At 43.4% G+C, this 18784-nt stretch carries 20 protein-coding genes; 15 read left to right on the top strand and 5 right to left on the bottom strand.

Translation table 11 applies throughout. The features are described 5' to 3' along the window. Positions 1–100: 100 nt before the first annotated feature. From M5J74_RS02815 to M5J74_RS02795, 5 genes are all read left to right on the top strand, one after another. Positions 101–835 carry a superoxide dismutase gene (locus M5J74_RS02815; RefSeq protein WP_250015279.1) on the top strand — a complete coding sequence of 245 codons (735 nt, stop codon included), beginning with the start codon at positions 101–103 and terminating at the stop codon, positions 833–835. 284 nt (positions 836–1119) lie between these two features. After that, the gene (locus tag M5J74_RS02810) at positions 1120–2127 is read left to right on the top strand and encodes a glycosyltransferase (protein ID WP_015152614.1); all 1008 of its coding nucleotides are present in this window, start codon (positions 1120–1122) and stop codon (positions 2125–2127) included. 4 nt (positions 2128–2131) lie between these two features. Next, complete coding sequence (locus M5J74_RS02805) at positions 2132–2842, top strand: bifunctional 2-polyprenyl-6-hydroxyphenol methylase/3-demethylubiquinol 3-O-methyltransferase UbiG (protein WP_015152613.1); 711 nt, start codon at positions 2132–2134, stop codon at positions 2840–2842. Between the two features lie 163 nt (positions 2843–3005). Further along, the gene (locus M5J74_RS02800; protein WP_250015271.1) at positions 3006–4841 is read left to right on the top strand and encodes a hypothetical protein; all 1836 of its coding nucleotides are present in this window, start codon (positions 3006–3008) and stop codon (positions 4839–4841) included. Between the two features lie 140 nt (positions 4842–4981). Beyond that, a complete protein-coding gene (locus M5J74_RS02795; protein WP_250015269.1) occupies positions 4982–5419 on the top strand; it encodes a hypothetical protein in 438 nt (145 codons plus the stop codon). A 112-nt stretch (positions 5420–5531) separates the two neighbouring features. Here M5J74_RS02795 and rsmG read toward each other — a convergent pair whose 3' ends face one another. Both rsmG and M5J74_RS02785 read right to left on the bottom strand, forming a co-directional pair. Next, positions 5532–6242: a 16S rRNA (guanine(527)-N(7))-methyltransferase RsmG gene (gene rsmG, locus M5J74_RS02790; protein ID WP_250015267.1), complete on the bottom strand. Its 711-nt coding sequence runs from the start codon at positions 6240–6242 to the stop codon at positions 5532–5534. Positions 6243–6310: 68 nt separating this feature from the next. Beyond that, positions 6311–6970, bottom strand: a complete 660-nt coding sequence (locus M5J74_RS02785; protein ID WP_015152609.1) for an ABC transporter ATP-binding protein — start codon at positions 6968–6970, stop codon at positions 6311–6313. Between the two features lie 232 nt (positions 6971–7202). On the opposite strand from M5J74_RS02785, the gene M5J74_RS02780 reads away from it, so the two are divergent. The 3 genes from M5J74_RS02780 (at position 7203) to M5J74_RS02770 (ending at position 9108) form a co-directional block, all read left to right on the top strand. Then, entirely contained in the window at positions 7203–8108 is a 906-nt protein-coding gene (locus tag M5J74_RS02780) for a Sll0314/Alr1548 family TPR repeat-containing protein (protein WP_015152608.1), read from the top strand. Positions 8109–8209: 101 nt separating this feature from the next. Then, complete coding sequence (locus M5J74_RS02775; protein WP_015152607.1) at positions 8210–8668, top strand: DUF3531 family protein; 459 nt, start codon at positions 8210–8212, stop codon at positions 8666–8668. 8 nt (positions 8669–8676) lie between these two features. Then, on the top strand, positions 8677–9108 hold the full coding sequence (locus M5J74_RS02770) for an NUDIX hydrolase (protein WP_250015259.1): 432 nt from the start codon (positions 8677–8679) through the stop codon (positions 9106–9108). Positions 9109–9309: 201 nt separating this feature from the next. Here M5J74_RS02770 and M5J74_RS02765 read toward each other — a convergent pair whose 3' ends face one another. Beyond that, positions 9310–10302 carry a ribose-phosphate pyrophosphokinase gene (locus M5J74_RS02765; protein ID WP_015152605.1) on the bottom strand — a complete coding sequence of 331 codons (993 nt, stop codon included), beginning with the start codon at positions 10300–10302 and terminating at the stop codon, positions 9310–9312. Between the two features lie 442 nt (positions 10303–10744). On the opposite strand from M5J74_RS02765, the gene M5J74_RS02760 reads away from it, so the two are divergent. From M5J74_RS02760 to M5J74_RS02740, 5 genes are all read left to right on the top strand, one after another. Next, positions 10745–12634, top strand: a complete 1890-nt coding sequence (locus tag M5J74_RS02760) for a serine/threonine-protein kinase (RefSeq protein ID WP_106167806.1) — start codon at positions 10745–10747, stop codon at positions 12632–12634. Between the two features lie 115 nt (positions 12635–12749). Then, positions 12750–13442, top strand: a complete 693-nt coding sequence (gene bioD, locus M5J74_RS02755; protein ID WP_015152603.1) for a dethiobiotin synthase — start codon at positions 12750–12752, stop codon at positions 13440–13442. A gap of 41 nt (positions 13443–13483) precedes the next feature. Beyond that, the gene (locus tag M5J74_RS02750; protein WP_106167808.1) at positions 13484–14161 is read left to right on the top strand and encodes a trans-aconitate 2-methyltransferase; all 678 of its coding nucleotides are present in this window, start codon (positions 13484–13486) and stop codon (positions 14159–14161) included. Between the two features lie 21 nt (positions 14162–14182). Further along, positions 14183–14407, top strand: coding sequence for a type II toxin-antitoxin system HicB family antitoxin (locus M5J74_RS02745; RefSeq protein ID WP_015152601.1), 225 nt, complete (start codon positions 14183–14185; stop codon positions 14405–14407). Further along, positions 14407–14646 (top strand): type II toxin-antitoxin system HicA family toxin, encoded by a 240-nt coding sequence (locus M5J74_RS02740; protein WP_015152600.1) that lies wholly within the window; start codon positions 14407–14409, stop codon positions 14644–14646. The genes M5J74_RS02745 and M5J74_RS02740 overlap by 1 nt, the downstream gene beginning before the upstream one ends. 113 nt (positions 14647–14759) lie before the next feature. Here the strand turns inward: M5J74_RS02740 and M5J74_RS02735 are convergent, their stop codons facing one another. Then, positions 14760–15242 (bottom strand): hypothetical protein, encoded by a 483-nt coding sequence (locus M5J74_RS02735; RefSeq protein WP_106167809.1) that lies wholly within the window; start codon positions 15240–15242, stop codon positions 14760–14762. Between the two features lie 385 nt (positions 15243–15627). On the opposite strand from M5J74_RS02735, the gene cruF reads away from it, so the two are divergent. Both cruF and cruG read left to right on the top strand, forming a co-directional pair. Next, complete coding sequence (gene cruF, locus M5J74_RS02730; RefSeq protein WP_015152598.1) at positions 15628–16545, top strand: gamma-carotene 1'-hydroxylase CruF; 918 nt, start codon at positions 15628–15630, stop codon at positions 16543–16545. Positions 16546–16618: 73 nt separating this feature from the next. Further along, positions 16619–17836, top strand: a complete 1218-nt coding sequence (cruG, locus tag M5J74_RS02725) for a 2'-O-glycosyltransferase CruG (RefSeq protein WP_250015257.1) — start codon at positions 16619–16621, stop codon at positions 17834–17836. On the opposite strand, the gene rnhA is transcribed toward cruG, so the two are convergent. Further along, positions 17799–18719, bottom strand: coding sequence for a ribonuclease HI (rnhA, locus tag M5J74_RS02720; protein ID WP_106167812.1), 921 nt, complete (start codon positions 18717–18719; stop codon positions 17799–17801). The genes cruG and rnhA overlap by 38 nt on opposite strands. Positions 18720–18784: the final 65 nt, after the last annotated feature.

Raw genomic sequence — 18784 nt, 5'->3', positions numbered from 1 at the left:
GACGTTAAAAACTAAGGTAATCCCAACCACCAATTACCAACTACCAATTCCCAGAAAATTGCTGTAACAAATTTGACTAGCTCAGCAAAGGTAAGTACTTATGTCTATCAAGCGTCGTAATTTCTTGTTTTTAGTAGGAGGAACTGCTGGTGCTTATGCTATAGAAACTTATACTTCGTCCAATTTAGCTTGGGCGCAGACTCCAAGTGCTAGTGGAGATTTTAAATTACCACCTTTGCCCTACGACTACAAAGCATTAGAACCGCATATAGACGCGCAGACAATGCGAATCCACCATGACAGACATCACGCAACATATGTAAAAAATTTAAATGCAGCGATCGCAAAATATCCCAAACTAAAAGGTCAAACTGCCGAACAACTTATCCAAAAACTTGACAGCCTACCACAAGATATTCGCATGACAATCCGCAACAATGGCGGCGGTCACGTCAATCATAGTATGTTTTGGGAAATTATGAGTCCCAAAGGTGGCGGAGAACCAACGGGAGAAATTGCCTCTGTTATCAAGAAAAACTTTGGTAGCTTTGCCAACTTTCAACAGCAATTTAATCAAGCGGGAGAAAAACAGTTTGGTAGCGGTTGGGCTTGGTTGGTTCGCACTCCTGACGGTAAATTTCAAGTTACCAGTACTGCAAATCAAGATAGCCCCCTAATGGAAGGTAACTATCCAATTATGGGAAATGATGTGTGGGAACATGCCTACTATCTCAAGTATCGCAATCGCCGCGCCGAATATCTCAAGGCTTGGTGGAATGTCGTCAACTGGCAAGAAATTAATCAGCGCTTAGCAATGGCAGCGAAAGCGGCATAATTAGCAGTAGAAGAGGGAGCAGGGGGACAAGGGGGATAAGGGAGACAAGGGGGACAAGGGAGAAGTTCTAAGCCACTAGCCACCAGACACTAGCCACTAACCGTTCCCGACTCCCCATTCTGACGCGGAACCCTAAAAATAGTTTTGCGTCATTGAGGGGTGGTAAGATGAACGCAGAAATTTGCTGTTGATGCAAATACTCAACTCAGTGCGATGTGGATATCTATCGTACTCGCGATCGCCAACTACTCATCTAAGATGTCTAGCTTAGGATTCGGACTAAAATGACATTGCTCGATAGCGATCTTCATCGTTCTCCATCTGCGATCGTGCTAATTCCAGTGTTTAATGATTGGGAGGCACTGGAAAGGTTGCTCTGGAGTTTGGATGAAACTTTTCTAGACCGAGATATTCGCGTAGATATCTTGATTGTAGACGATGCTTCGATCGCTCCAGCCCCCACGGAACTGAAATTTTTTAGTTTTAAAGCCATCGAGAGAGTCAATATTTTAGAACTAAAAAGAAACTTAGGGCATCAACGAGCGATCGCGATTGGTTTAGCTTACATCGCAGCAAACTTAAATTGTAAAGTCGTTGTCGTTATGGATGGAGATGGCGAAGACAATCCGCAAGATGTTCCTAGACTAATTAATTGCTGCCAAGCAGAAAGCAATGCCAAAGTTATTTTCGCTAAAAGAACTAAGCGATCGGAAACATATCTTTTCAAAGCTTTTTATCTAGTTTATAAACTCGTCTACAAACTCTTAACCGGACATCACATTCAAGTAGGAAACTTCAGCGTAATTCCATATCAACTTTTGTCTAGAATTGTGGTCATCTCCGAGATTTGGAATCACTATGCCGCTGGAATTATGCGGGCGAGAATACCATATACTGAAATTGCTACCAAGCGCAGCAACCGTTTGTTCGGACGCTCTAAAATGAACTTTGTTTCCTTGGTAACTCACGGAATCAGTTCGATTTCTGTCTATGCAGATATAGTAGGTACGAGACTGATTATTTCTGTGTCGGTCGTTGTCTTATTAATTCTAATATCTCTAGGTGGAATTGTATCTATTAAACTCTTCACCAGTTTAGCAATTCCTGGTTGGACATCGATCGCAGTTGGAATTCTTTGCTCGATTCTCATGCAAGCAGTCATGTTGTCGATTGTTTTTGCATTAATGATTTTAAATACTAGGAATAGTTATGGATTTATGCTTGGTCAAGACTATTATTACTTTGTTTCTAAGTTGAAAGAAGTATTTTCTAGAGAAGTTTTGTCTAAATAAGTCGATGCAAGATTACTCCTATATTGGCGCGGAATTAGAATTATTTTCTCAAGCTTATAACTGGAAAAACTATTATGGAAATCTAGTTCAAAAATACTTACAAGGTAGAGTATTGGAAGTAGGTGCAGGGATAGGCGCAACCACTGAATTTCTCTGCAAGGGTCATCAAAAAGAGTGGCTTTGCTTAGAACCAGACCCAATTCTAACGGAAAAGATCGATTTAAAAATTTCTGTTGGCAGAGTGCCAGCGTGTTGTAAATCGAGAGTGGGAACCTCAGCAGATTTAGCTTCAAACGATCGCTTTGATACCATTATTTACATGGATGTTTTGGAGCATATAGAAGACGATCGCACAGAAGTGAAGACCGTGACGCAGCATTTATCAGATGGCGGTTACTTAGTCGTACTAGCTCCCGCACATCAGTGGCTATTCACGCCATTCGATCGAGCTATAGGACACTATCGACGCTATAACAAGCAAAGTTTAGCATCCACGATCCCCAGAAGCCTGAATTGTATTCAGCTGATTTATCTCGACTCCATCGGATTACTTGCCTCATTAGGCAACCGTTTCGTGTTGAAAAGTAAAACGCCGACAAAACAGCAGATACAGCTTTGGGATAAAGTCATGATACCTTTATCTAGAAACATCGATCCAATTTTGCAATATTCTTTAGGTAAATCTGTTTTAGGAATATGGCAAAAACAGAGCTGATAGACTACGAGTCTGAGGCTACACAAACTAAGTCTGTTCGAGACAACTATTCCAGCTTGCGAAGGTAGGCTTTGTTTGCGTAGCTGCGATTCCCAATCGCTGAGGTATTTTGACTGGTAGCAAAGGGTTGAAAATGAATAGCTTCAAAGTAAAAAATAAAACGATGCCAAAGGCGATTCACTTCGCGATCGTCGCAACTCAAATTGTAACTCTTATTTGCCTTTGTCTAGCATTTAGCGTTCTAGTTATTAAAGATTTTTACCACCCGCTAACCGGATTTACTGGTCCAGGACTTCCAGGCTATCCAGATTCAACTGTCAATAAAGAATATGTAGACCTGTGGGAATATACAGGTTTTTATTTTGCCAAAAACTTTAATTTTTTTCCCGTACCTCACCTAAATTTAACTAATAATCAAGCTTTCTATCCCTATGGAACCAATAGCGTGTTTCAGCCTTGGGGAATTGAGAAAGATCTATTTTACGCTGGACTTTATTCTCTATTTCAAACTGGTCCTTGGTTGCAGTTTTATTATTTGCTTTCAATCGCAGTTACGGTAGTTTTTACTTTTTTCCTACTCCGAAAAGACTACGGCTTATATCGCGCTGCTGGTGCTGGCTTTATTGCTGCTTTTTTTAACTTTTACGCGATCGCAAAATATCCTCAGCACGTCGGTTACGCAATCTTACACTGGACAATTCTCAGTTTTTTTGCTGACTTTCTCATCGTCAAACGAGTGGTGATGAGGCAACACGTATCTCTACGATTGATTCTACTTAGGGTGTGTTTGCTCGTCTTATCTCTCGGTCAAGATTTGGGATATGTTGCTGGTTATGCATTAACATCTTTTACGGTTTCTATACTTTATATTATTGCCCTCAATATTCAGAGATATTTAATTAAAAAAGAAGTCAAAATCAAAAAAATCCTGCGGCTACAACTTTTAAGTTACAAAAGAGACTTCTTTACTCATCCCAAAACGAGTTTAATCTTATTAGCTATAACTGCGATCGCCAGTTATATATATCTACCTTTGGTTTTGCAAATTGGCAAAGCGGCTAAAAGTTTAAGCGATACGGGAGATTTTTATGGTGCTTGGTGGACGAATCCAGCGCGACTAATAATACCATTTTTTCCTTTTCTCAACCCAGGACAGAATTATGCCAACTTCTTTTTAGACTCAACAGAAGCTTTTTTTGATGGTAGTCCTGGTTGGTTTTTACTAATAGTAGGAACTGTAGGATTGTGGCAAGCTAGAAAACACATTGGTATCTTTGTCCCCTTACTAATTATTCTCTTACTCTGCCTGCTCTACCATCCCACTTTTCTACCAACTTTAAAAATCTTTCCTTGGTTTAGCTTTAATCGCGTTAGCGGACGTAGCACGCTAGTTTATGCCGTAATTTTTTGCATTTTTGCTTTAGGAATTAATTTAGAACATTGGCGTTCCTTCGGCAAAAAGTTTTTAGCGGTTGCATTAGTTCTACTAGCTTGTACTGAACTTTACACTGCCTATTCGTATAAAGCTTACTACCAACCCGCTTCACTAAATGAGAACTTTTACGCTTACATGAATTATATTAAGGAGCAGCCAGGGGAAGCAGTGTTAGATTTTCCCTTCTGCGTTCATGGCGGAAATGGAATTGGTCCTTGTCCTTATTATGTCTATAACAGCGGCATTTTTACCTTAAGACGATTCCATAAGAAAAAAGTGATGGGACAGTATTTCGGACGCTTACACCCATCTCAAGCAGAACCTTATATTGCAGCAGGCTGGGATAAATTACTCGCACCAGACACGCAAAAGAAAACGTCAATTCCACAAGTAAAATGTTTCCGTTCTGATGAGTGGTCATTTTTTACAGATTTTTATAAACTGAACGATTTTGCTGGAATTAATTTATATACAGATTTACTCACGAAAGACTGTACTCAAGAATTTTACGGTCGTTTTGGCGTGCCAACTATGGTGACAGAAGCACCTACGGGGGAAGAATAGAATTTATTCCTAAATCTACTAATTGGCGACTTCAAGTTAACTCGGATTTAGGTGCTAGCTTAAAATTCCAACCTTTATTAGATAGCTCTGAAACAAATCTACTGCAAAATAGTGCGCCCTATAGTTTAAATTTAACTGGATTGGAGGGAATTACTAAAGATGAACAGAAGAATAAGTTCCGCTGGGGAATAGGAGAAAAAACAGAACTGACTTTCTATTTATCTGTTCCTCAAGATTTAGTGTTGACATATAGTTTTGACAATCCGATTAGCCCTCAAGATATAATTGTAGAGATTGATGGCATACAGATAGAAAGAATTGCGCCGATTCAAGTTGGCGATCGCGTTCAACGTCAACTGAAGTTTCAAGGAATTGCCGGACAGAATACTATTACATTTAAATATCAAAATCGCAGTTCCTTTTTTGATGTCTTGCAATATGCCATGAAGCATGAAAATTTAGAAATTAAACCGCTGCCACTCGAAGCACAGTATGGTAACTGGAAATCGCAGCGATCGATCCGATTTCGGCAGCTTTCAATTCAACCAGTACAAAAAAACAGGAGTCAGAAGGCATAAAAATTTGAATGAGGTAGATGTATTTGTATGGGCGCACAGCCGTGCGCCCATATAGATGTATTGCATCTAGATGGAAATCGCTATATTCACGTGTTTCTATAGTTTCTAACGATTATGAATTAATTTTACGCAAATAAATACAATGACGCATACCGTGGCTTAAAGGAGTGGTAAAGTTTTCAATTTTTTCAATTTTTCCGCTCAACTTTTTTACAGTATCCTCTAAAGTTGTTTGTTCTTCTTTTGTCCAATTACCTCGATATAAAACAGCCAAGCCCTCTGCTTTGAGAAAAGGTAAAGCGTAATTTGCACAAATATCAGCCGCCGCCACAGCTCTAACTAAAGCTATGTCATAATTGTTAGATTGTTGGGGTTGCTCGTTGATATTTTCAGCCCTACCAACTAAAGTTTGAATATTTTGCAGGCTCATTTCAGTCATTAAAGAATTCAGAAAAGCAACTTTTTTCTGCGTAGAATCGAGTAAAGTTACCTCAGCATCAGGTAAAGCGATCGCCACAGGAATTCCAGGAAAACCAGCCCCCGTACCAATATCGATTATCTTATGTAGGGGCGCACAGATGTCCGCCCCTACATAATTTGTTGGCAATAAAGATACAATCCCCCGCAAAGAGTCCCACAGATGCTTTTCCCAAAACTCTTCTGGTGCAGTAATGCGAGTCAAATTTAATTTTTGATTACCAATAACGATCGCTTCATAAAGCTGCTGAAATTGCGCTTGTTGTGCGATACTAGGCTGCCAATTTAAAGTTTGCTGCCAAATCTCATGCATTTCCGGCAACACAGCAACACTGCGTTCTTTCATAACTTATTCCTCATAATTCTGAATTCCGTAGCTTGCTTCCCCGAAGGGGTATTCCGAATTCCGAATTCTCATGCTATTTGATGCGGTTCGATCGCCAACGGTGCTGTAGGATAAATTTCACCGTGCTGAATTGACCAACAGCGATCGGCGATCGCTAATAAATCTCCTGCATCGTGAGTTACAACTAACAGCGTCCGTTGTTGCTTAAGTTGGGATAATAAATGAACTAGCTGCCTGCGCATCGACCAATCTAAACCAGCCGTAGGCTCGTCTAATAACAGCAGTGCGGGTTTGCGAATTAACTGAACCGACATAGCCAAGCGGCGTTGCTGTCCCCCGCTGAGAACTTGTGGTGGTGTGTGTAGAGGCAAATTCTCCAAACCGACATCTGATAAAGCTTGTTTGACTCGTTCCGAACCTAATTCGGGATGTCCCAAGCGTAATTCTTCTAAAATTGTACCACCGCAGAAATGACGCTCTGGAAACTGAAATACCAATCCTGCTAACTCTTGTAAATTCTCCGGTTGTAATTCTTGCGTTCCCCAACTTACGTTACCCGCAGTTGGCGATACCAACCCCGATAAGATTTCTAATAACGTACTCTTGCCAGAACCACTAGGACCAATAATCAATCCCAACTGCTGGGGTGCTAACTCTAGGTCGATCGATTTTAAAATAGCTGTTGAACTAGCTGGGGGGTGATAAGTCAGATTTTTCAGATAAAGCATCAGTTAAATATACCAACAAACATTAACGGACATTCGGCAGCGGTAAATATACCAAGTATAATTCTGCCTAGATTCTGGCAAACAGATGTCAATACCGAGCGATAGCTGCAACTTCCCTACCGGGGATTCGTCTATTTCAGTTATCAGTTATCAGTTATCAGTTATCAGTAGAAAGCGACTTGTGACTTCTCCCTTGTCCTCCTTGTCCTCCTTGTCTCAGCCCCTAACTCCTATGATCAGGCAAATCTTTAGTGCGATCGCACTTTCAACTACACTCACTCTTTACCTCATTTCTCCGACTCTGGCTCAAGATCCCTTTCGCGCTACGAATCAAAGACCGATTGGCGAAAAAACTGAAGCCGCTTTCAGAGCCATGTTCGAGCAGGGAGATTACATTTCAGCAGATCGCTATCTCAAAGCAATTTCAGGTAACGAGCAGCAAGAGCCTTTAGCGTATGCCATGAGAGCTTCCCTTGCTTACGTCCTCAACGAGGACTACAATTCTTTAGGCAACTATGGCAAAAAGACATTAGACACGGCTCGCCAACTAACATCAACAGACCCGTTGCGCGGTAACTTATACTCAGCAGTCGGTCATTTTTTATTGGGTGCATCTGCTTTGTTTCGAGAAGGGACAGTGAAGGGAACGCCGCAGGCTTTGGCAGAATTAAGGCAAGTCTACGAGTACATGGACAAAGCTGAAGCGATCTCCTCTACAGACCCCGAATTAAACTTGCTGCGGGGATACATGGACTTAATGGTATCTGTCAATCTGCCCTTTTCCAACCCAGAACAAGCAATAGGGCGCTTGCAAAGGTTTGCCGGACCTAAGTATTTATCCGAAAGGGGTGTAGCGGTTGGCTATCGAGATTTGAAAAAATTTCCCCAAGCCATAGAAGCTGTGGATAGAGCGATGAAAGCAAGTAATAGCAACCCAGAGTTGTATTATCTTAAAGGACAAATTCTTTCTACTTATGGCAATCAGCAAAAGAGTGCAGCCATGTTACAGGAATCGGTGAAGAATTTCGATTTAGCGATCGCCAAAAAAGACCAACTCCCACCCGACTTAGTCAAACAAATCGAACGAGAGAGACGCAAGGCAGCTCAACGACTAAGTGTAGTAGCGCAGCAAAAATAGATAATGGTAGTTGGTAGTTGGTAGTTGTTGGCTATTGTCTTTTCACTTACGGCTTACGACTTTCCGATTACCCATTACCCATTACCCATTACCCAATCAAAATGCAAGTTCAATTTCGCGAATTTAATCCCTTTGATGTCTGGTTTTGGATCGAGTTTAGTAACGTACCTGCCCCAATGGAAAAGCAGTATGTTGAGGAGGTGTTTCAGTCCTGGTTTTATTTAGGAAAATTAGGTGGGTTCAATGCCGAAAATTTGCAAGTTCAAGAAGAAGGATTAGATCTCAGCTACATGGAATATGACACGCAGCAGGCTGATGATAGCATGATGGCGCTGATGCACAATATGGGTGAATTTGAGTATCAGGGAACTTGGGCGCGCTGCTGGTTCGATCTAGGTACGAGCGACGCGATCGCGATCGATATTCTGATTAATTCTCTCCGGCAATTGAGTCAAGAATACGTTAGTATCGAACGGCTATATATTGGTGGTGAAAATGAGGATTGGACTGTAGAAGATAATGACGAAGATCGTTCTAGATTTATTTACGATGGGAATTAAAATTTCATATGCATAAACCAGGAGAAATCCGAGTTTTAGCTTTGGGAATTGTCCGTCAGGGCGATCGCGTTTTTATTTCTGAAGGTTACGATCCGGTAAAACAACAAACTTTTTATCGCGCCTTGGGTGGTGGCGTAGAGTTTGGAGAGACAAGTCTTGAAGCTCTACAACGAGAATTTCAAGAGGAACTTCAAGCAGAAATTAAAAACATAAAATACCTCAATTGTCAAGAAAATTTATTTACTTTTAACGGACAACCAGGTCATGAGATTTTATTTGTTTATGAATGCGATTTCGCCGATCCAAAGTTTTATCAAATTGAAGAAATAACCTTTATGGAGAAAAAACGCAAAAAACGCGCTCTTTGGGTAGAATGCGATCGGTTTAGATCGGGAGAATTAAGACTTGTGCCAGAGCAATTTTTCAAGTATCTGTCATAAACTTTTAAGTTTAATTCTCTTTCTGCTTTCGTTTTGTCTAGTAGCTTTCTTTGCCTCTACTCTACTCTTCGAGAAGATCTTCATCCTACGAGAAGCCACTTCGCGTCTTTGCGTCTTTGCGTGACATAAAAAATAAAACCCGCACTGGCAGGTTTTATCTATAAAAATCCGCTTACAAATAATGCCGAAATGAAGACTTAATTAGCGAAACATACTGCTAACAGAACTATCTTCGTGAATCCGCCAGATAGTTTCTCCTAACAAATTAGCTACGCAAAGCACAGTTAATTGTTGAAAACGCGCTTCTTGAGGAATGGGAATCGTATTCGTGACGATCACCTCTTCAAACAATCCGCTAGACAACCGTTCAACCGCCGGAGGTGAAAACACTGCATGGGTAGCACAAGCATACACCTGACGCGCCCCTTCTTGACGCAGTAACCGCGCTCCTTCCGAGATCGTCCCGCCAGTATCGATCATGTCATCGACTAGCACGGCTGTCTTACCAGCCACATCACCAATCACATTCAATACCTCAGCGACATTATGAGCCTGACGGCGTTTGTCAATAATCGCCAGTGGTGCATCGTCGAGTTTTTTGGCAAATGCCCGCGCCCTTGCCACACCCCCAACATCTGGGGAAACAACCACGATATCAGTTAGCTGCTTACTTGCTAAATAATCAATAATGACTGGAGAGCCATAAACGTGATCGAAGGGAATATCAAAATATCCTTGGATCTGCGCTGAATGTAAATCCATTGCCAGAACCCGGCTAGCTCCCGATTCGGTGATTAAGTTAGCTACTAACTTCGCTGTAATTGATTCCCGTCCTGCCGTTTTGCGGTCTGCTCTAGCATAGCCATAATAAGGCAGTACCGCTGTAATTTGCCTTGCCGATGCTCGCCGACAGGCATCAATCATGATTGCTAATTCCATGAAGTGATCGTTGACGGGATTGCACGTTGGTTGCAATAAATAAACATCGCAACCGCGAATCGATTCTTGGATTTGGATATACAATTCGCCGTCAGCAAATCGCTTGCGAATCATCGGACCCAAATCCATGCCCAGGTAACGAGCAACTTCCTGGGCTAAAGGTACGTTGGCAGAGCCAGAAAATAATCTCAGTCGGTTGTTATCTGCAACTGCGATCGGAGCAGGTTGCAATTTCAAAGTTGCCGATCGTAGCACGGTAATCCTCGAAGCGCGATCGCTTCCATCTTATCATTTGAGAATCAGGTGTTTCCTAGAAAAATGTCTAGAAATTTAATTATTAAGCATATATGAAATTAGTTAAAAATTTAACAATTTTTTAGTCAAATTTAGTGAAATCTTGGGAAGACCGCGATCGCTGTTATGGCGATCGGATTAAACTTACCGCTAAACCTTAAGTAGAACTACTGAAATTCCCTGCACGTAGCTCTGCCCAGCCGAGAAACCTATTTGTATGTGCTATGCGTCAATGTGTTATGTGTCAAAAATGAGATGGTAGTAGCTATAACAGGAGAGAGATCGGCAATCCTTCAACGTGGAAGCAGCAGATATAGTTAATGAAATGGCAAAATCGATGCAGAAAACCTTCGCTTGCTAACCCAAAATCAAATTCCTGCCTTTAGACATCCTGCTTGAGACTATGAATCAACCTCCCCTACAACCTCCGCTTCAGCTTGGTACTGTTCTGCAAAATCGCTATCGTGTCGATCGGGTTCTAGGTCAGGGGGGGTTTGGACGAACCTATTTGGCAGAAGATCTCGGGCGGTTTAACGAGTTGTGTGCTTTAAAAGAATTAATTCCAGCGCAGGCGGACAATTATACCTTAGAAAAGTCCCAGCAACTCTTTCAACGTGAAGCAGCAATTCTCTATCAAATTCAACATCCGCAAGTCCCACAGTTTCGCGCCACTTTTGAAGAAGATCGGCGTTTATTTTTGGTACAGGATTATGTGGCTGGGAAAACCTATAGAACTTTATTAGACGAATATCAGGCTAACGGGCAAACTTTTTCCGAAGCAGAGGTTTTCCATCTACTCAAACAACTACTACCCGTTCTCGCCCACATTCACGCGCGTGGTATTATCCATCGCGATATTTCTCCAGATAATATTATTTTACGGGAAAGCGATGCTAAACCCGTTTTAATTGATTTTGGTGTCGTTAAGGAGCTAGCGACCCGCTTTCAGTCCTCCAATAGTACTCCAGCTCAAGCAACCACAGTAGGTAAACTAGGTTATGCTCCCAGCGAACAAATTCAAACTGGCAGAGCTTATCCCAGCAGCGACCTTTATGCCTTAGCCGTAACCGTAGTCGTACTGCTGACAGGTCGAGAGCCACAGGAATTGTTTGACGATCTCACTTTAGTCTGGCACTGGCAGCGATGGGCGACAGTTATGCCTGGATTTGCTCAGATATTAAACCGAATGTTAAGTTACAAGCCAAACGATCGCTACCAAAATGTAGCCGAAGTCGCTAAAGCGCTGCAAGCGATCGAACCCCAAATTGCTCAGTCGCCTGCCGCACCGATTTCAACAGTACAAACTGTGGCTGTTGCTAGCAATCCCGATCTCGTTGCATCCTCTACCAAATCCAATCCAGTTATTACCACCTCTAAAAATCGCTGGAATCAAACTTGGTTAATCGTGCCAGTCTTAATGCTCGTCGCTGTTTTAGCTGGAATTGGCGGTTGGGCGATTATGTCTGCTATGCTCGGTCGCAATACTCAGCGATCGCAACCCCCCACACCGCAGAATTTTCCTTCGCCAGTCGTTCCCAGCGCCCAACCGACACCCACACCCGATTCTCCTACTCCCTTTGCTACGCCAACACCCTCACTCGACCAATCGCCAGTTATATACAGTCAGGCGCTTAATTTAGTCCCTGGTAGCAGCAGCGACGTTACAGGTAGCCTGAGAGCTAACGTTACGGTTAACTACACGTTTGTTGCCGAACGAGGGCAACAACTGAGTGCGGCATTGGCACAAGAAGGGGTGTTACTTACAGTATTAGGTCCAGATAAACAAGCGATCGCCGATGCCAGCCAGGTGACGAGCTATCAAGGTACGCTACCATCAACCGGAATTTATACAGTTCAACTGACTCCCGCGCCTGGTGTTGATGAAAGTCAATACCAACTCAATTTGAGTTTGGCAAGTGCAGTTACACCCTCACCCACACCATCGCTACCTGCCGCATCTCCGGCTAGTCCTACAGTAGAGGTTCCTACGGCTGAAACAGAAACAATTAACTTTGCCGAGGGACAGAGTAGAACGCAGGTGTCAGGGCGTACCAGCAGACAGCAAATTCAGCGCTATTTGGTCAATTTGGAAGAAGGACAGCAGTTATCGGTCATTGTGACGCGAGGAGCAGTAACCTTGGACGTGCGCGATCCCGATGGCAATGTATTGAAGGGAAGAAATGAATTCCATTGGCAAGGGCGAGTCAAGCGTAGCGGACAATATCAGATAGATGTCGTGCCACTGGCTAATAATGAGGTTGAGTTTGGGGTGAATGTGGGCGTGTATAAGTAGGCAAAGTCAAAAGTCAAAAGTTAAAAGTTAAAAGTTCTGAGCCTGGTAACGTAGGAATGTAAAGATGTTACACGAAATGTCTCTACAATCCAAAATCTAAAATCTAAAATCTAAAATGGTAATTCTGATCGCGGGAACTGATACGGAAGTTGGCAAAACAGTTCTGACTACGGCTTTGACCGCCTACGGGCAGAAATATCAACCTCAGCGTGCTGTGGGTATGATGAAGTTGATGCAAGCAGGAGTGGGCGATCGCGAGTTGTATACTAGTCTATTCTCCCTCGACCAATCTCCCCAAGAAATTGCCCCGCTCTATTTTGACGCACCCCTCGCCCCACCTGTAGCCGCTGCGAAAGAAGGGAGAGATATCGATTTAGGTGTTGTTTGGCAAGCCTTACAAAGTCTGCAAGCAAGAAAAGATTGGGTGATTGTTGAGGCGTTAGGCGGTTTGGGTACGCCTGTAACCCAGGAGCTAACTGTTGCCGATTTAGCTGCTTCCTGGCGCTTGCCAACGGTGCTAGTAGTTCCGGTAAAATTAGGGGCGATCGCTCAATCTGTGGCAAATGTTGCTCTAGCAAAGTTATCTCGGATCGATTTGCGCGGCATCGTGCTTAATTGTACCCAGCCGCGTTCTGAGACAGAAATTGCTGAATTGACACCAACTGATTTAATTCAATCTCTGACAAATATTCCTATATTGGGTTGTTTACCTTATTTAGAAGAGCCGAAAGATTTAGATAAATTAGCTCAAATTGCCTCAGATTTGGAGTTAGAAAGATTGATGCCTGTGGTAATGGGTAATTGGTAGTTGGCAATTCGGATTTTACTGCTCAAATCTAGGTAAGAAGTATGAGTGAAGCCATGAATCAAAAGATTCAGAAAGACTTTGACCGAATTGCGTTGCTTGAGCAGCCAATGTGGAATCACAATAGCCACTATCACCGATTTTTGTTAAAACAATTAGCATCGCATTGTGACAATATTCTTGAAATTGGCTGCGGTACTGGTAATTTATCTCGCCTTTTAGCTCAACGTGCTGATAGAGTTACTGCTATCGATCTATCTCCTAAAATGATAGAAATTGCAAAACAGCAATCTCAAGATTACGCAAATATAGATTTTCAGGTAGCTGATATTTTGACATGGGAGTTTCCAGCTAAGCAATTTGATGCAATTGTTTCCATTGCAACCTTTCATCATTTGCCTATAGAAAGATTACTACCCAAGCTGAAGATAGCGTTGACATCTGGTGGAAAGTTAGTTGTTATAGATTTATTAGACAATGAAGGCATACAAGGCATTTTAAACGATTCAATCGCCATTCCGCTAAACTGGATATTTCATGCCTTCAAAAACAGAAACAATAAACCAACAATAGAAGCTAGAACAGTCTGGAAAGAACATCTTCGTACAGATAAATATTTGACGCGATCGCAAGTACAATATATTTATAAAAATTCGCTAACGGGAGCAAATGTTAAAGTACACTTATTTTGGCGTTATTCAATAGTTTGGGAAAAATTATAGCAGTAGGGAAACACTAAACAGATGACAGCAAAACAGTTTAAAATCGTCATTGAAAAACATTCTGACGGATATGTTGCCTATCCTATCGGGATTGTAGGTGCAATTGTTGGACAAGGAGAGACTTATGAAGAAGCTTTAGCAGATGTGAAGTCAGCTATTACTTGTTATATTGAAATTTTTGGCGAGACAATGCTAGACGATGCTCCTGTAGAAATTTTTGTTACTGAGGCAGAGGTTGCTGTTTAATGGCAAAATTCCCAGTAGATGCTCCTAAAAGACGAGTAATTAGAGCTTTTGAATTACTGGGTTTTCGTATAGTTCGCGAACGAGAACATATTGTCATGACGAGAAATAATTCAGATGGAACTCAAACGCCACTTGTGATGCCAAACCAGCCACAAATTAAAAGCGGTACTTTGAGAGCTATCTGTACTCAAATCGGTATTTCCCGCGAAGAGTTTTTGAGGACATACAATCAAAGCTAGGATAGCATTTCAAAGCTAGGATAGCATTTGTTCTATTTTGCTCAAGGTAATTAACAAAGCGATCGCGTTCAAAATGCTGCAACAGAAACTGATAACTGAATAACTGTCAACTATCAACTGATATCTGACAACTGATAACTGATAACTGTCAAATGTGGCTCAACCCCTATATGCACGAACGCTCCCAGTGCTAAGCTAACCAGAGAAGCGATCGCAATCAACCAAAAACTCTGACGACTGCTCCAGCGCGTGGCTTGAACGTCTAACCTAACTAGCATACTCGCAGACAAAACGACAAGGATATGAACGAAAATATGCAGCCAGGTAATGATGACAACGCTAAAAAAAGCGATCGCAACAGCAACTAAAAAAGCCTTGCTATCAGATTTAAAACAACTCGCAAAGCCGTCTCTGACTTTCGACCACGGGGAGGACACGGCAACAGCCAGTAGCACAGTTGCTACAGCAGCGAGTATCCATAATATCCAGTGACTTTCGAGCGCAGATAGCTGCCAACCGATAATACCATAAGTGGCTAGCAGCAAAGCTAGAGAAATCCAGGGAAACTTTTTAATTGCGATCGCATTACGTCTCATTTTAGGGAAAATTACTCAGATATATATTTTCTCACCTAGTTTCCTGCTATGGGCGATCGATCTTTACTGGTATTGTGATGCAAGCGAGCAAATTTTTGGTATGATTTACAAAAATTAATAAGATTTGATTGACAAATAGCAAAGATTACAGTGCAAGAACAAAATCTGTTGTTTCTACATCATCACCTGGCAGTGGCAAAACCACTCGCGCCTATATAGAAGCCTAGTCCAGAAGTGTAGCCCAAAAGTACAGTTAGAGCTATGGGCAACAGTACCTACGATTGCTCCCGATTATGACTGACCAAATTGTGACTTGCCAAATTGTGACTTGCCGAACTGTGTCAGAAAAACCTCTCCCAGCGTCCCGTTGAATTAAGGAATTCTCATGAACCAACTTGTTAGAGCTGAACGCATCTGCTTAATTGGTCATATTGCATCAAAAGCCTTTGGACTAGCAGGATTATTGCTAGTCGTGCCTCATGCTGAAGCAATTTTAAGCGCGATCGCCGCTTCAGGACAAAACGTTTTCCAGTGGAGCGTAGAGCGATCGATGGCAGGGGGTGGAGTGATCGATATCCTGTTTGGATTAATTGCCGTCTCCATTTATGCCTATCGAACGCTAGGAATAAAACTGTGGTTGACGTTTATGCTGCCAGCAGTGTGTATTTCTTTAAGCAGTGAATTACTGGGAACGGGTACGGGCTTTCCCTTTGGAGACTACAGCTACTTGAGTGGCTTGGGTTATAAAATTGCTGGGTTAGTGCCATTTACCATTCCCTTATCTTGGTTCTACATGGGGCTGTCGGCTTACCTGATCGCGCGGGTAGCCCTACAAACAGTAAAACCGATGTGGCTGCGTCATGTGGGAGCTGTGCTGTTAGGCGCAATGCTATTTACCTCATGGGATTTTGCCCTCGAACCAGCCATGAGTCAGACGAGCTTCCCTTTCTGGTATTGGCATCAACCAGGGGCTTTCTTTGGCACGCCGTATCAAAACTATGCTGGTTGGTTCGGTACGAGCGCCCTATTTATGGCAGTCGCTGCCTTTCTGTGGGGCAAAGTGTCGCTGCAACTCAAGCGATCGCAATTGAACATTCCTTTGGTGGTATACCTTAGTAATGTTGCCTTCGCAGCAGGGATTAGTTTAGCAGGGGGATACTGGCTACCTGTGTCCTTAAGCATCATTTTTGGAGTCATACCCGCCCTACTACTATGGTGGATGGCACAACCAAATGTGACAAAACCTGCAATGGAAGAGACCCACGGTATGAGTGTCGCTCCTGTAGAAGTGGCACTGAAGTAGAAACAACTGGCTACTAGCTAAATATTTATCGTGAATAGCTATTCGCTGGACAATCTGGAGAGCAATTTATCCTGTGGCTGACTGGTCGAACTTAATCAACGGAATATTTTTCGGTCTGTTGCTGCTGCAAGTGCCAGCAGCGGCAATTTTACTATCACGCCTGCTGAAAGGTCCCAGTCGCCATCCTCCCCTGATCCCCCGCACTCCTACACCAGATATGCTCGGTAGCGTCAGTGTAGTCGTGCCGACGCTGAATGAAGCGGAACGGATTAATCCCTGTTTGGCAGGATTGAGTCGGCAAAGTTACGAAGTCCGAGAAATTGCGATCGTCGATAGTAACTCTCAGGATGGGACGCGGGAATTAGTTAAAGCCGCCCAACAGCAAGACCCTCGATTTCAGCTGATGACCGATGACCCCCTCCCTCCAAACTGGGTGGGTAGACCTTGGGCGTTACACAACGGTTTTTTGCAGACTTCAGAACAGAGCAAGTGGTTTTTGGGCGTAGATGCAGATACTCAACCGCAACCAGGTTTAGTTGCGAGTTTAGTCCAAACAGCGGAAACTGAGGGTTACGATCTGGTGTCACTCTCGCCTCAGTTCATTCTGAAGTATCCCGGCGAAAGTTGGTTGCAACCAGCATTGTTAATGACGCTGTTATATCGCTTCGATTCTGCTGGTGTGGATGCTCAGGTAGCAGAACGAGTGATGGCGAACGGGCAATGTTTTTTATGTCGTCGTTCTGTGCTGGCAACTGTAGGCGGCTATACGAGTGCGAGAAATTCTTTTTGCGATGATGTTACCTTAGCCAGAAATATTGCTGCTAGCGGCTTCAAGGTAGGGTTTCTCGATGGAGCCAAGGTATTCAAAGTCCGCATGTATGAGGGAGCCAGGGAAACTTGGCAAGAGTGGGGGCGATCGCTCGATCTTAAAGATGCTTCCCCCGCCGCTCAACTCTGGTGCGATCTGTGGCTGCTGTTTTCAGTGCAAGCCCTGCCTTTGCTAGTTCTATCGAGCTATTTCCTACTCCCGATTCCCGACTCCCTAGTACGGGCGCACAGCTATGCACCCCTACCGACTCCCTCCCTCTTATTGGGACTCAATGCTTTCCTACTGGCGATCCGCTTCGCCCTCTTGTTTGCGATCGCCCCTTCCTACGATCGCAGCCAAGCTAAGGGAGGTTGGTTATTTTGGCTGTCTCCCTTAGCCGATCCGCTAGCGGTGTTGAGAATTTTCCTCTCGGCGTTTCGCACTCCTACTCAGTGGCGTGGTCGGAGTTATCATCAGGATTAATTGCATCGGCGCGTTCTAATTCCCAAAGAATTTGGTTGCCTTCTCGTCGCACGCGAGAGACAATCCAGTTGCGCCAACGCCATTCTTCACCTCGGCTGGTGACGGCGCTAGCGTGGACATCCATCAAATCTGCTAGTTCGGAACTGGTAATAAGATAGCCTTTAGTGGCAATTTCATCGGCACTCCGCAGTGTTTCTAATAGATTGCGGAGTTGAGCCACCCTGACTTCGCGGGGTAATTCTTCGTTGCTGATAGAGGAAGGAGTAGACGAATCGATCATAGAAGTGTTTGAGGCAAGGTGGCTATTTGTATTTGACTTGTCAATTATCAGATCGTTGCTGGAAAAATCAGCTACTTCTGATACAGGGGCGAGAAAATTTGGAGCGTCGGTAGCTTTGGAGTTGGAGGCGGATTGCTGCTGCAAATGAGGTGGTTTCCCACTAGCGAAAGCACGGGCGATCGCGTCACAGCGCTCGTTGCCGATGATACCAGCATGACCGCGAACGTGTCGCCACTCTATAGACGGATGATTGAGTCGATCTAGCGTTTCCCACAGGTCTTGGTTGAGGACGGGTTTGCCTTGGGCAGTTTTCCAGCCTTTCTTTTTCCATCCTTTGACCCACTTGGTGACACCGTTGATTAAGTATTCGCTGTCTGTATGGATAGTAACGGCGGATGGATGGCTGGATTCTGCAATGAGCTGAAGGGCTGCGATCGCCGCTTGCATTTCCATCCGGTTGTTAGTCGTTTGAGCGGCACTACCACCGATTTCGTGCAGTGAACCATCAGTAAAATAGACAACAGCAGCCCAGCCACCGGGACCGGGATTGCCCGTACAGGCTCCATCTGTATAGATGCTTTGGATGTTAGCAGATATCGGCATGGATGAGAGAGCAAACCATGAAAATGCAAAGGAAAGCGACTTATTACGTTAGCACAATAAAATTA

This window comes from Chroococcidiopsis sp. CCNUC1 (genome assembly GCF_023546805.1).
GTDB classification, from domain to species: domain Bacteria; phylum Cyanobacteriota; class Cyanobacteriia; order Cyanobacteriales; family Chroococcidiopsidaceae; genus Chroococcidiopsis; species Chroococcidiopsis thermalis.
This window is presented reverse-complemented; position numbering and strand designations above follow the sequence as displayed.